This window comes from Oxynema mangrovii CENA135 (genome assembly GCF_016632315.1).
GTDB lineage: Bacteria > Cyanobacteriota > Cyanobacteriia > Cyanobacteriales > Laspinemataceae > Oxynema > Oxynema aestuarii.
Genome location: NZ_JAEOXH010000004.1, coordinates 1 through 13,854, shown reverse-complemented (window position 1 = coordinate 13,854; position 13,854 = coordinate 1). Strand labels below are relative to the sequence as shown.

Here is a 13,854-nt window from a genome sequence, read left to right as displayed (position 1 = left end):
GATCTGAATTATTCCGACTCCTGGGGCTTATAAAGCGGTGCCGCACTGTTTTTGCTAGCTTCTAGCGCCTGCAAAGAAACGATCCCTAGGGTCAGTTGCTTGCAAATCCAATACAAAACAGTAATGACGACAACGGTGACGACCATCACCAAAACCGGACGTTTGCCCACTAATTCGGTCATGACACGGGTGACTAAAACATCGGGATTGGTGACGATATCCCAACTATTAAAGCGTTGAAAGCGTCCGATATAAATCCCGATCGCCGATAACCCGTGAATAATGATTTCCGCGATCGCGATCCAATTTCCCCAGCCATTGCGCTTTAAATAGCGTCCCAAATTCATCAGAGATAAAACATAGGCTTGAAAACCGAGAATCGTAAACACCAGATATTGCGGAATTAAGGCGAGGGTAATAATCCAAACCGAATAGCCTTGGCGAATATCTTCGATTAAATGAATGACATCGGTTAAAACATACGGTGCATTCGGTAAAAAGGCGATAAACGTAGCAAATCCAATCCACCAAAACAATACGTGCGATCGCCCCTGACCCCTTTGCAACCGCCCGATTTCCAAAGCCATTAACACCGTCGTAAATAATGCAGTCCAGAGTAAATAATTCGTGCCGAGATCTCGCAAGAGAAACAGCCCGTGTTCGGCGACCCGTAAGCTATTGGGCAAAAAGGTAGCACCAATCAGAAGCGGTACCCCCCAACGCAACCACAGCGATCGCGGTTGGTAAAACAGCCAGAAACTCAGCCCTAATGGAACTAAGGCTAAAAACAAATTCCAGGTCATGAACCGACTGTTATTTTGCAACGCATCGCCAGCAACAGTCAACCAAGAAATGAGTAATTCTTTCATCGGCGAATAGAGATGAGTTGAAATGCTAATTTGTCGTAGCGGTCTAATTAAAGTTGGTTATGTTATAGCATGTTCAAACCGGCGATCGCGTCCAGATGGTAGGGCGATCGCCTCGTGCGCCGCCTCTGGTTCCCCCTAGACCGTGGCGCGGGCTAGATGAGTACACCACAAACAATTGAGCTTGGAGATAAAAAAAGGAAAAATTTAGGCTTCTTCCTGCTTATGTTAACATAACACATGAAAATGATATTTTTCGGATCGCTTTTCAATATAGAACCCCCGAATTCCTTGATTTTAAAAGGTTAGATCCATTTTTTGTAAAAATAAAATGCAAATCTTGCACTCGAAATTAGAGGATCGATAAAATCCCATCTAATTTGTTCCTTAATTTTATTCCGAAATTTATTAATCTTGAGAATTTTAAAGTCATTCATTATTATTGAATTTCCAAAGACAAAATCATCATCGACATTCAAACTAAATCTCAATAATATAAATTTCTTCATGGCGGTAATAACAACCATACAATTCACCAAAATCATGGGTCTAGGTTAGAAAATCTAGCAATAAATTAAAATTGATTCTTGTGTCTTTCTCCAGGTAAGGTTTCGTCAGCCTAAATGTTCAAAATATCATCAATCTTTTAGTAAAAAACTGGATTTATCAAAAAAGAAGAATACCCTAAAATTAGCAAGCGCGAGTAATCCAATATTATAAATAAATGTAGTCAATGTGGCTCAAAGAAGTAGAAACCATCTCGAAAGAATTAGAGTCAAATTTCTTGAAAGAGAAACCGTAAAAACCAAAAAAGTTAGAGATTGATGAAATAACATGACTAAAATAAAGAATTATAAATTTTGGTTAACTTGGAAGCCAGAAAACAGATAGCATTTTTATAAAAAACCAGAAAATAATCGTCAAATACTTATTATCTCTGAAATCTGAGATCCCAGAGATAATAGAAAAAATTAGTATAAACCTGTGAATTTCGCATAAAAATCTCATCGAAGAAAGCTTGCCTAATTCATAAATAGTAGCTGACCGATTTCATTGTAATTAAACAGATCGTCGATCGAGAGCTAGATGAAAGGAGAAAGAAGGAAAAAGAGAAGCCAATAACATTAAAAACAAAAAAGAGAGATTAAAATTTAGTGTCAATAAAGCATAGCCAATGCCCCTTTTAAAAGAAAATAGAAAACCTCAATAACAAAGAAGATTAAACCGTCAGAAATTAAGACGCTCCATAACTCAGGACAATGTATCAAATCAGAGAACAAATACAAAATATTTTTGAAGGCAGAATAACAGGATATCAAGCATGTTATAAAATGCAGGATCGGAGAAAATCTATATTTTTTTAAACTTTGCCAAAAAATAAGCTTATAAACAGATCGAATATGGGCTTATTTTGATAACCAAACAATCAATAGAGTGGCAGAAGAGATTAAGCAGCAAATAAAGTTAAGCAAAAGAAAACCATATGGGGTAACAACGTTCGATTGGTGTAGAATTTTATCGTTTGAGAACAAGAGTTTTATTAACCTGTGACTTTTCTTGGAAACTTATCAGACTCAGTCTAGAGAAGACCTCTTTTTGTTCTAAAGTTGGTTATCTTTTTCGGGATTTTTAGAAGAAAATTTTAATAATTATTTTTCAAAAAACAGTGATTTTGTTGTTTTATTTTTTTTATAAAAAGTCAAAAAATTTAGCTTTTCAATTGCCTATCAATACATTTTATTTTTATTAGAAGATCGTACCAGAATAATTCTAGAGAGGTCTTTTGATAAAATGGAGTCAGTCCCCCGTCCGATTTTAGGGGGTCTCGCCGATGCAACTTGCGCGATCGAACTGACGTCTAAGCACTTAGAACGTAAGAATTCATCAGACAGCGATCGCCGCCGCCGTTCTGAGATCTCGTTCGCCCAAGATCGAGAACGTCAGCTAAGGCGATCTCCCCTCATCAAACAATCGATCTGAAATTTCCTCACTGCCATTGTCGTTTAGAGTTTTGCCTATTTCTTATGTCTAATCCTTATTTTTTGTTATCACGCAAATTCTATCGCCGTTTGATTTATCCGGCAACGGCGTTATTCGTCGCCCTCGGTTTGGTCGTCGGTTCCGGTTACCCTTCGACCGCCTTAAACTGGCGAGATCTGATCGTTCCGGGCATTCAGGTAATTCAAATTACCACCATGTCCGACGAACAAGAAGTGAACCTCGGCAAACAAATGAACGAGCAGCTTTTAAGTTCCGGTCAGTTCAAGCGCTATCGAAACCAGCAAGTCAACGACTACATCAACGCCATCGGTCAGCGCTTAGTTCCGGCGAGCGATCGCCCGGACATTCCTTACACCTTCCAAATTATCGACGATGACGTTATCAATGCTTACGCGACCATGGGCGGCTTCGTCTACATCACCACGGGCTTATTACAAGAAGCCTCCAACGAAGCCGAAGTCGCCGGGGTACTCGCCCACGAAATCGGCCATATTTCCGAAAAACACACCCTCAAACAAATGCGCGAGCAAATCGTCGCCCGAGGCTTAGCCGATGCTGCCGGACTCGATAGCAGCGTCGTGGTCGGGATCGGGCTGGAAGTCGCCTTGCGCCTGCCCCGCAGCCGACAACACGAATACGAAGCCGATCTGCGAGGACTCGAAACCGTGATGGCTGCCAATTACGCACCTTCAGGGTTAATTGCCTTCTTCCAAAAACTGATGGATAAAGGCGGCTCCTCCGTACCGGGCTTTTTAAGCACGCACCCGTCCCCAGAAAACCGCATCAGCCAGCTCAAACAGCAAGTTCCTGCCGGAATGCTCGATCGCGGCGACGGGTTGAATTCCAGCGCTTATCGCGCCAATATCAGCCCCCTCCTGTAAGCAATGCCCTCGATCGGTGGGGGATTAGTGGGCTAACAGCTTGGTCAGTTCCACATCTTTGACGATTTCTTCGAGGGGCAAACGGCGGACTCGTTTTTCAAAAACATGAACTTGATAAGCGGTTTGGTAGGTAGCATCGTAAGCTGTCAGCCAGCCGCTTTTTGGATTGTAGGCTCCGGTGTCGATATCCATCCAGCCGTGACCGCGCGCAATTTGGCCGGGGGTGATGCCGGGAAAGGTAAACGTGATCGTATGGCCGACGACGATCGTTTTATCGGGAAAATAAGGGGATTCGATGCAGTGAAACGGGCCGCGAATCCAACAGAAATCCTCGGCACCTTGTTCGTCAATCGGTAAGAGGGGATGGACTCCGGCGTGCACCAACCACAGATCGCCCAAATCTTGGTAAAGGGGTAAGGTTCGCATCCAGTCCACGTCATCGAGGAGGCTGGCGGCATCTTTGTAGCTGGAGACCGTCGCCTGTCCGCCACTGTAAAGCCACGCATTGAGGGCGCTGCGGTTGACTTCGCCATCCCAAAAGGCTTCGAGGAGCAGTTGTTCGTGATTGCCCAACAGGGAACAATAGCCGTTGTCGCGGACGAATTTAATGACTTGAGCGCTTTGACTGCCTCGGTCGATCAGGTCGCCAAGAAAGTAGATGCGATCGTCGCTGTTGGGGGCGATCGCCTCGAAGAGGAGCATCAGCCCGTCGTAATGGCCGTGAACGTCACCAATAATGATGCGTCGGGGGGTATGTTCGCTCATGATCTTGGCTCCCTGGTGAATGATGACAGTCCCTCAAACTCTATTCTAGGAAGTTTCGGGTGGCAGTCGGGGGGCGATCGCCCGATATCGGGCGATCGCCCCGAGCCGGATAAAGGGGTCAAGTTCAAAACAATTGATAACTTTAAACGGGTGAAAGCCTAATTCTCAGACTCTTTCGGTAGGTCCGAAGTTTCACTGGGTGAGCGCTTTCCACAAGCGTTTGAAATTCGTCATCAACCCGGCTTGTTTCGGCGCCGTCGCGCGCGAACTTGAGGGAGTGCCTTCGCTACCGTCGTCCTCGGGAGCGCCAGCCCGTTCTAAAATGCGGTCGAGTTCGTCGCCGACGGGCTTCTGAGGGCTTTCGGCGAGCAGTTCGTAATCCTCCTCCGTTTCCAGCCAGACTTGCCACGGGCCGGGATAGCATCGGAACAAGGCATAACCTTGACCCGGACGGATGTAATAACAAGATTCGATCGTATTGAGGAAGCGTTCGCGCAGTTCCCGTCCCGCCATCCCGATGCCGATGGTGGCGATATTTTCCAGCCGTGGCAGCAGAAAAATCACCGGGCGATCGCCCGCTTCCAGACACATCTTTTCAACGTCGTTGACTTCCACCGAAGACGGTTCGACAAACAAAAACGCCCGATCTTCCGGTTGCATTTTGCCCTTAGTTTCGCCGATCGCCCGAACCACGAAAGGCGTTTCACCCCAATCCCGACGGGCCAGCGCCGCCGCCCCCGCATCGGGAAAATACACCTTTAAATGTTCGTAATACGGCTCTAAAGTGGGGATAAACTGTTCGGCGATCGGTTGCGCTTTCAGTTCCGGAATCACCAATTCCACCTGTACGCGCCGTAAACCCTCTTCGAGAGCGGCTTGGGTCGCTTGGCGGGCTTGAGCGACCGCTTCATCTAAATCCTTCGGGAGTTGAACCATGAGTTGGGAATTTAAGGCTTGGAATCTTTCATATTTTTGCAAAATAGAGAACACTTAGCCTAGCCGATCGCGCCAAATCCTGCCGCAGCGAGGAATCCGAACCGGGAACCCGTGTAATTGCACCCCGGCGAGCAAGCAATCGAGATGTGAAAATGATAAAGTAGACTGCAGCGAACATCCGTTGCCAGAGGATAACTGCGGTTATCTCCCGCTAACGGAGATCGTCGAGATCGATTCGCTTCGGTCAACGCGCAAGCCAAGGAATGCAACCGTTAAGACGGCGATGACTGGGAAGATGACAGACGAAGAAAAGCAGCTAGACAACACTCAAAGTCAACCGGATGAGGCCACTGACGGTTCCGCCGCAGCAGCAGATTCGGCTGAACCCCAAGAGGAGGCGATCGCCTCCGGTGGCGAGGCAGAGCAACAACCTGCCAACGAACCCGGAACCACCGAAGCCGAAATCCCTTCGAGCGAGGAGGTTCCTCCCTCTGCGGAGCCGCCGAGTGCGGCAACCGTAGAAGAGATGGCCTCGATGGAAGCGCTGATTCTAGCGAACCAAGCGTTTACCGCGCAAATCGAAGACCTCAAAAGTCAATATGCCCGCTTGGCGGCAGACTTCGACAATTTCCGCAAGCGCACTCAAAAAGAAAAAGAAGAACTCGACCTCCAAGCCAAATGCGCGACCATTCGCGAGTTACTTCCGGTCGTCGATAACTTCGAGCGGGCGAAGGAACAAATCAAACCCCAGAACGATGGGGAAATGAATATCCATAAAAGCTATCTGAGCGTTTACAAGCAAATGGTCGATTGCCTCAAACGCATCGGCGTATCGGCGATGTACCCCAAAGGCGAACCGTTCGATCCCAATCTCCACGAAGCGGTCATGCGCGAAGCCACTGCCGACTATGAGGAAGGCACGGTGATGGAAGAGTTCAGACGGGGTTACATGCTCGGCGATCGCGTGTTGCGCCACGCGATGGTTAAAGTTGCTGCCGCCCCGGAACCCGTGGTACCCTCAGAGGAAAATTCGCCGGAGTCTACCGAAGAACAATAAGCTTCGAGATTGCCGAGCCTAGAATTTGCAGGAGCTGGAACGAGGGAGGTGCGATCGCCCGTCCCTCGCCTCCAGACCCCCCGGCGGCCTCGCCAATCGACCCCCTGCTTCTGAATACCTACGGATACCTTCACCGCCGCTAACTATGGGAAAAGTCATCGGTATTGACCTAGGCACCACCAATAGTTGTGTCGCTGTCTTGGAAGGCGGTCAACCCGTCGTCATTACCAACTCAGAAGGTGGGAGAACCACGCCGAGTATTGTTGGATTTGGCAAGGGCGGCGATCGCCTCGTGGGACAGCTAGCCAAGCGCCAGGCGGTGACCAACGCGGAAAACACGGTTTACAGCATCAAGCGCTTTATCGGTCGTCGTTGGGACGATACCAAAGAAGAACGCAGTCGCACCCCCTACACCTGCGTCAAAGGCAAAGACGACACCGTGGACGTTCGGGTGCGCGGCACCACCTACACCCCTCAAGAAATTTCGGCGATGATCCTGCAAAAACTCAAGCAGGACGCGGAAACCTATCTCGGCGAACAAGTCACTCAAGCGGTGATTACGGTTCCCGCCTACTTCACCGACGCCCAACGTCAAGCCACCAAAGACGCCGGAACGATCGCGGGTCTCGAAGTCCTCCGCATCATCAACGAACCGACCGCCGCCGCCCTCTCCTACGGACTCGACAAGCAAGACCGCGACGAAAAAATCCTCGTCTTTGACTTGGGAGGCGGCACCTTCGACGTTTCCGTCCTCCAACTCGGCGACGGCATCTTTGAAGTCAAATCCACCGCCGGGAACAACCAACTCGGCGGCGACGATTTCGATACCCATCTGGTCAACTGGATGGTCGAGCAGTTTCGCGTCCGGGAAGGGGTAGACCTCTCCGTGGATAAAATGGCCTTGCAGCGCATTCGCGAAGCCGCAGAAAAAGCCAAAATCGAACTGTCCAGCCGCGAAGTCACCTCGATCAACTTGCCGTTTATCAGTGCCGACGAAACCGGGCCGAAACATTTAGAAATGGACCTGACCCGGCCCGAATTTGAAGAACTCGTCAGCGACTTGATCCGCAAGACGATGGAACCCGTCAGCCAAGCGCTCAAAGATAGCAACCTCAGTACCGAGGAGATCGATCGCATTATCCTGATCGGCGGTTCCACTCGGACTCCCGCCGTGCAACGGGCGATCGTCGATTACTTTGACGGCAAAACCCCGGAACAATCGGTCAATCCCGACGAAGCGGTTGCCATCGGCGCGGCGATTCAAGGCGGCGTACTCGGCGGCGAAGTTCGCGATGTCTTACTGCTCGACGTTACCCCGTTATCCTTGGGGATCGAAACCCTCGGGGGGGTGTTCACCAAAATTATCGAACGCAATACCACCATTCCCACCAGCCGCGGCCAAACCTTCTCCACGGCGACCGACGGACAGAGTTCGGTGGAAATCCACGTCCTGCAAGGGGAACGGGCGATGGCGAAAGATAATAAAAGTTTGGGGCAATTCCTGCTCGACAAAATTCCCCCGGCACCGCGCGGAGTCCCGCAAATTGAAGTCTCGTTCGAGATCGACGCCAACGGCATCTTGCACGTTTCGGCAGAAGACAAGGGAACCGGACGGGAACAGAGTATTAAAATTACCAGTACGGGCGGTCTGAGCGAAGCCGAAATCGAACGGATGCGCGAGGAAGCCGAACTCTACGGCGACCAAGACCGCGATCTCAAACAAATTGCCGAACTCAAAAACCAAGCTGATACCCTATTCTATAATTATGAGGCGACCTTAAAAGATAACGTCGAGCTGCTCGGCGACGACCTCAAGGCGGAGCTGAGTGAAAAAGCTAAAACGCTCAGAGCGGCGATCGCCAAGGAAGGGGTTGCCCTCGACGAACTCAAACAGTGCATGACTGCCTTCCAAGAAACCTTATTCTCCGTTGGCATTGCGGTTTACCAGCAGTCCAACTTGGAAGAAGAGGAAGAAGAACCGGAAGAAGAGTTTAGCAGTTCCGAGTGAGCAATGGCCGCGAATAGCCCGACGGGAGGACGCCTGTAGCGGCGATCGCGGCAGTGCCGTTCTCACTTATCCCGGTTCGCGATCGTCAATAACTCGTCATCCGACGAGTCCCTTTATCGCCGACTTGATTGTATTTTATTCCTACTAGAAGCGCTCTATGGCCCGCGACTACTACGAAATTCTTGGTGTCTCTCGCAACGCGGACAAAGAGGAGATTAAGCGTGCTTATCGAAAACTAGCCCGCAAATATCACCCAGACGTCAATAAAGAGGAAGGCGCCGAGGAGCGCTTCAAAGAAATTAATCGCGCTTACGAAGTTCTCTCGGAACCGGAAGTGCGAGCGCGCTACGACCGTTTTGGGGAAGCCGGGGTCAGTTCCGGCGCCGGAGCTGGAGGTCCCGGATTTGGAGACTTCGGGGATATGGGCTTCGCCGATATCTTCGAGAGTTTCTTCACGGGATTTGCCGGAGGCGGCGGTCAACGGCGATCGCGCGGCGGTCCGACCCGAGGCGACGACCTGCGCCTCGACCTCAAGCTCGATTTCCGCGAAGCGATCTTCGGTGGCGAGAAAGAAATCCGCATCGGTCACTTAGAAACCTGCAATACCTGCGGCGGAACCGGAGCCAAACCGGGAACTCGCCCGCGCACTTGTTCCACCTGTAACGGCGCCGGACAAGTGCGCCGGGCGACGCGCACCCCCTTTGGCAGCTTTACCCAAGTGTCCGTCTGTCCCACGTGCAACGGAACCGGACAGGTCATCGAAGAGAAATGCGATACCTGTGGCGGTCAGGGACAAAAACAAGAAACGAAAAAACTGAAAATTACCGTTCCCGCCGGGGTCGATAACGGAACCCGCTTGCGGGTGTCCTCGGAAGGGGATGCGGGACAACGGGGCGGACCGCCGGGAGACTTGTACGTCTACCTGTTCGTCAACGAAGATTCCGAATTCCGCCGCGAAGGCATCAACATCCTCTCGGAAATCAAAATCAGCTACCTGCAAGCCATTTTAGGCTGTCGCCTCGAAGTCAATACCGTCGATGGACCGACGGAGTTGACCATCCCGCCCGGAACGCAACCGAATACGGTGTTGACTTTGGAAAATAAAGGGGTTCCCAAATTGGGCAATCCGGTGATGCGAGGGGATCATTTAATTACGATCGCCATCGACATTCCCACGAAATTGACGGCGGAAGAGCGCGAATTGCTCGAAAAACTGGCAAAGATTAAAGGCGATCGCACCGGAAAAGGCGGTTTGGAAGGATTCTTAGGAGGGTTTTTCCACAAGTGACCGACGAGTTAGATCCCCGGGCGATCGCCAGCCCGGACGCCACCCTCGACCTGCGCGGTACCCCTTGTCCGATTAATTTGGTGCGGACGAAATTGCGCCTGGAACAAATGGAACCCGGCGCCTTACTTGAAGTCTGGTTAGACGCGGGGGAACCGATCGAACAAGTCCCCGACAGCTTGCGGATGTCCGGCTTCGGCATCGAACAGCTCGAAGATCGCTCCGGTTTTTTCGCCCTTCAGGTGAGAAAACCGACGGCTGCCGCATGAGTGAGAACCGACCGGATCCGGTGAAAGGGGGCCGATCGCCCGTCCAGTCCGATCGCCCGTTCTTTAGCATAAAAGAGGTTACTCTGTCAAGAGCGAAACCGTCACCTGTCTCGGAAACTCGGGGGGCAGCCGCCGAACCCCGGAGTGGTGGCGAACATCGACAACCGACGTCCCCGAGACTGGGCGCAGAGGCGCACGAACCCCCGACAGACGAGATCGAAGTGACCGGGACCGTCGTCGCCGTACAGGCAAATTATTACAAAGTGCAGCTCGACGAGGGGGCGAATGCCACACCACAGACCCAGGGGGAAACCGAGAGCGTCACCTCCCTACTGTGTACCCGACGGGCGCGCCTCAAAAAGATCGGCGCGCAAGTCATGGTCGGCGATCGCGTCGTCGTCGAAGAACCGGACTGGGCCGGGGGGCGCGGGGCGATTTCCGCCGTATTCGAGCGCAGCAGCCAACTCGATCGCCCGCCGATTGCCAACGCCAGCCAGATCTTGCTCGTGTTTGCGGTCGAAGAACCCAGCCTCGACCCGCATCAACTGACCCGCTTTGCGATCGAAGCCGAATCTACCGGGCTCAAAACCACCTTGTGCCTGAACAAAATCGATTTAGTCTCTCCCGAAACCCTCGAACGCTGGCGCGATCGCCTGCAAGGGTGGGGCTATACCGTTCTCTTTGCCAGTATCGCCCGCCGGGAAGGACTCGACGCCATCCGCCGCCAACTGCAAGGTGAAATGACCGCGATCGCCGGACCGTCCGGCGTCGGCAAATCGAGCTTGATCGACGCCTTGATCCCGTCGGTGAATTTGCGCGTGGGCGACGTTTCCGGAAAACTCGCCCGGGGACGCCATACCACCCGACACGTGGAACTGTTCGAGTTACCCGACGGCGGACTGCTCGCCGATACCCCCGGTTTCAACCGACCGCAACTCGGGTGCGACCCCGCCGAGCTGGTTCGCTACTTTCCCGAAGCGCGCGATCGCCTCGCCCGGGGTCAGTGCCAGTTTGCCGATTGCCTGCATCGCGACGAACCGAACTGCGTCGTCCGAGGAGACTGGGAACGCTACGAAGACTATCTTCAATTGCTCGAAGAGGCGATCGCCTACCGCGATGCTAAAAAACAACAAAGCGACCCCGAATCGACCCTCAAAGTAAAAACGAAGCGCTCCGGTCGCCAGGAATACGAACCCAAACTCGAATCGAAAAAATACCGCCGCACCTCCCGCCGGGTACAGCATCAAACCTTACAAGACCTCTACAACGAGTTAGGCGACGATCCCAGCGAAGACGATCTCGAAGAGTTAGGGTTCAATTAAAAAGGGCTTCGACTGGCGATAACGCCGTACAACGCGCGATCGCCGCCACAACGGATACAAGACCTTGGCCAATCCCGCCCCCGTCAACACCAGCCACAAGAGAATCCCCGGATGGGTCAGCCCCTCTTGCAACGCCAAACCGACCCCCGCCCCGAAACCGACCGTCAAGCCGATCGCCCCGATCGCCGATCGCCGAGATTCGGTTAAAGTGTCGAACATCCAGCCTTTTTTGGGCGCCGACTCCGTCGGCGAGGGCGGGGGTTGGGATGCTTCCGTTACCGCGATCGCGCATCCCGCCACCGCCCCAGCGAGCAAGGCGACGCCGAAGCGTAGGGAGAACGCGATCCACGTGTCAAAAGCCCGAAAAGCCAGCAAAATCGGCCAGGTCATGCCCAAGCCGCCCGCTAAAGCCCCTGCCAGCTTGTGAACGATCGCCGAACTCCGCGCATCGGTCTGGCGTTCCGTTCCCCAATCCGCGACGATCGCCGCATAAGCGCCTAACAACATCCCGAGGGTCGCTCCCATGTAGGCTCCATCGATCCATCCGAGGAGTCCACGCAGCCCGCGAAACTCGCAGATCGCCCCGATGACGATGCCGACCCCCATTCCCGCCAAACTACCCGCCCAGGCTCCCGCACTGGCCGCTTGCGGGCGATTGGCCAAAGTGACGATCCCTTTTGCCAGAGTCCAGAGCAACAATAACGACAGGAAGCCCGAACTGAGGCTCCAATAGATCGGATCGGCGATCGCCAGCGCTACAAAGTTGGTCGGACCCATCCAGAATCCGATCGTTCCCAAACCGAATAACCCCGCCAACCAGGAGTAGGGAACGCTCAGTTTCAAGGGGAGTTCCGGCGCCGTTTGCACCTGTAACGGCAGACGATACGGTTCTGCGGACGAGTTCGTGCGTAAAAGTAACTCCCGTTCGTAAGTTTCCCCCGCCAACAGTCGAGTCGTATTCACCGCGATCGTGCATTCGGCTCGATTCCCGCGAAAGCGCGCCGGAGTGACGGAAATCCAGGGGTGACCCTTCCCTTTCCAGACGAGATCGCTCGGATGTTTCGCGATCGCCCAGCGACCGTTCAAGCGGGTTCCCGGGACGCTATTGGTAATGACCACCGTCTGACGGAGGGTTTCGTTGAAGTCGCGCGATTGTAAATTAATACACTGATGGGACGTGACTGCTTGCGGTACGGGGGTAATGGCGATCTCCCGAACCGCCGCCAACGCCGCCGCCGCATCCGGAAAACGATCTTTCGGCTTCGGTTCGACCATCCGTTCCAGCCACTGGATCCACGCCTCGCCAATTTTACGAAGGCGCGATCGAAAGTGAATCCGATAGTTTTCGTCAATTAACTCCCCAATTTGCGCCGAAGGCGTATTGGACAGCAAACAGATTAACGTCGCCCCAACTCCATATAAATCCGACGCCTTCGTTAATTCCCGATTGAATAACTGTTCCGGAGGCATAAAGCCGAGGGTTCCTTTGACCAAACTGCTCGCCGCCACTTCCGTCTGTCCGAAATGAGCGAAGCCAAAATCGACTAAATAAACATTGAGATGGTCGTCTACTAAAACATTTTCCGGCTTAATATCCCGATGGATGACAGGGGGAAGCCGTTGCTGGAGATAAACTAAAATATCCAATAAGCTGACCGCGACCTGTTGAATTTGCACGGGCATCCAGGGACGCGGTTCGGCGATCGATTCGGCTGGTTTGTATTCCTGGACTAAATGCAATCCATCTGCGGTTTGAAACGAATCGAGATAGCGGGGAATCCCCGGATGATTCAAGTCTTGCAAGACCTGCACTTCGCGCTCGAAAGCGTCGTAATGCGCCCAGGTACTATGGCTTTGGGCAAATTGAAACTGTTTGATAACGACAAAGGTTTCTCCTTCGTCTGCGCTTTCCGGTTCGCCGTTCGCATCGGTAGAGTTTGCAGGGTTTTCGTTCCCGTTGCGATCGCCAACGGCTAAATACGTCACCCGACCGCCAGGGCGATTGTTGCCGAGTTCGCGGATAACTCGATAGCCCGCATCGGTAAAGTCTGGGAAATTCTTCATGGGAGTTACAAAGATGCCCGTTGTCATCATTGTAGTGGGATCTTCGCGGGAGAAGGGGAAATTAAGGAGTCCGGACTCCGTAGAGCCGCCCGGATGTCCCCGAGAACATTCAGAAGACACTAACCCTCTTTCGCCAAACCGAAGTGAGGTTTTGTTAGAAAAAGGCTCGAAGGTCTTGCGGTTTTTTGATTTGTGAGATTTTATTTGCCAGATTTTTAGAAAAAATATAATCTAAATCGAAATATCTCTCAAACCCGATCCTTGATAAAGAGTGACATCCTCCCGACGCTGAATCAAAGATTACAGCGCGGGCTTCCCAGTCTCGCGATTGGGTATTCCTGCCCCACGCCACTTATCTAGGTCATCGACCCCCGACAGACCGACTTGACAGGCGGTTTCC

Annotated in this window: 11 protein-coding genes; 7 read left to right on the top strand and 4 right to left on the bottom strand. The window is 52.1% G+C overall.

Translation table 11 applies throughout. The features are described from left to right. Positions 1–8 precede the first annotated feature (8 nt). Positions 9–869: a DUF1361 domain-containing protein gene (locus JJD41_RS23690; protein ID WP_200670332.1), complete on the bottom strand. Its 861-nt coding sequence runs from the start codon at positions 867–869 to the stop codon at positions 9–11. Between the two features lie 1,788 nt (positions 870–2,657). Here JJD41_RS23690 and JJD41_RS23685 point away from each other — a divergent pair. Together JJD41_RS23685 and JJD41_RS23680 are read left to right on the top strand one after the other, a co-directional pair. Beyond that, positions 2,658–2,846: a hypothetical protein gene (locus tag JJD41_RS23685; RefSeq protein WP_200670330.1), complete on the top strand. Its 189-nt coding sequence runs from the start codon at positions 2,658–2,660 to the stop codon at positions 2,844–2,846. Between the two features lie 44 nt (positions 2,847–2,890). After that, entirely contained in the window at positions 2,891–3,748 is an 858-nt protein-coding gene (locus tag JJD41_RS23680; RefSeq protein WP_200670328.1) for a M48 family metallopeptidase, read from the top strand. Positions 3,749–3,772: 24 nt separating this feature from the next. Here JJD41_RS23680 and JJD41_RS23675 read toward each other — a convergent pair whose 3' ends face one another. Then, positions 3,773–4,513 (bottom strand): metallophosphoesterase, encoded by a 741-nt coding sequence (locus JJD41_RS23675; protein ID WP_200670326.1) that lies wholly within the window; start codon positions 4,511–4,513, stop codon positions 3,773–3,775. Between the two features lie 192 nt (positions 4,514–4,705). Continuing rightward, positions 4,706–5,449, bottom strand: a complete 744-nt coding sequence (locus tag JJD41_RS23670) for a DUF1995 family protein (RefSeq protein ID WP_200670324.1) — start codon at positions 5,447–5,449, stop codon at positions 4,706–4,708. Between the two features lie 295 nt (positions 5,450–5,744). Between JJD41_RS23670 and grpE the strand changes: the two genes are divergently transcribed. The 5 genes from grpE to rsgA all read left to right on the top strand — a co-directional run bounded on the left by grpE (position 5,745) and on the right by rsgA (position 11,390). Beyond that, positions 5,745–6,506, top strand: a complete 762-nt coding sequence (grpE, locus tag JJD41_RS23665) for a nucleotide exchange factor GrpE (RefSeq protein ID WP_200670322.1) — start codon at positions 5,745–5,747, stop codon at positions 6,504–6,506. Between the two features lie 145 nt (positions 6,507–6,651). Beyond that, positions 6,652–8,514, top strand: a complete 1,863-nt coding sequence (dnaK, locus tag JJD41_RS23660; protein WP_200670320.1) for a molecular chaperone DnaK — start codon at positions 6,652–6,654, stop codon at positions 8,512–8,514. Positions 8,515–8,671: 157 nt separating this feature from the next. Next, positions 8,672–9,802 carry a molecular chaperone DnaJ gene (gene dnaJ / locus JJD41_RS23655; protein ID WP_200670318.1) on the top strand — a complete coding sequence of 377 codons (1,131 nt, stop codon included), beginning with the start codon at positions 8,672–8,674 and terminating at the stop codon, positions 9,800–9,802. Further along, positions 9,799–10,068, top strand: coding sequence for a sulfurtransferase TusA family protein (locus tag JJD41_RS23650; RefSeq protein ID WP_200670316.1), 270 nt, complete (start codon positions 9,799–9,801; stop codon positions 10,066–10,068). Before dnaJ ends, JJD41_RS23650 begins: the two co-directional genes overlap by 4 nt. Beyond that, complete coding sequence (gene rsgA, locus JJD41_RS23645) at positions 10,065–11,390, top strand: small ribosomal subunit biogenesis GTPase RsgA (RefSeq protein WP_200670314.1); 1,326 nt, start codon at positions 10,065–10,067, stop codon at positions 11,388–11,390. The genes JJD41_RS23650 and rsgA overlap by 4 nt, the downstream gene beginning before the upstream one ends. Here the strand turns inward: rsgA and JJD41_RS23640 are convergent. After that, positions 11,376–13,454, bottom strand: coding sequence for a serine/threonine protein kinase (locus tag JJD41_RS23640; RefSeq protein WP_200670312.1), 2,079 nt, complete (start codon positions 13,452–13,454; stop codon positions 11,376–11,378). The two genes, rsgA and JJD41_RS23640, sit on opposite strands and share 15 nt — an antisense overlap. Positions 13,455–13,854: the final 400 nt, after the last annotated feature.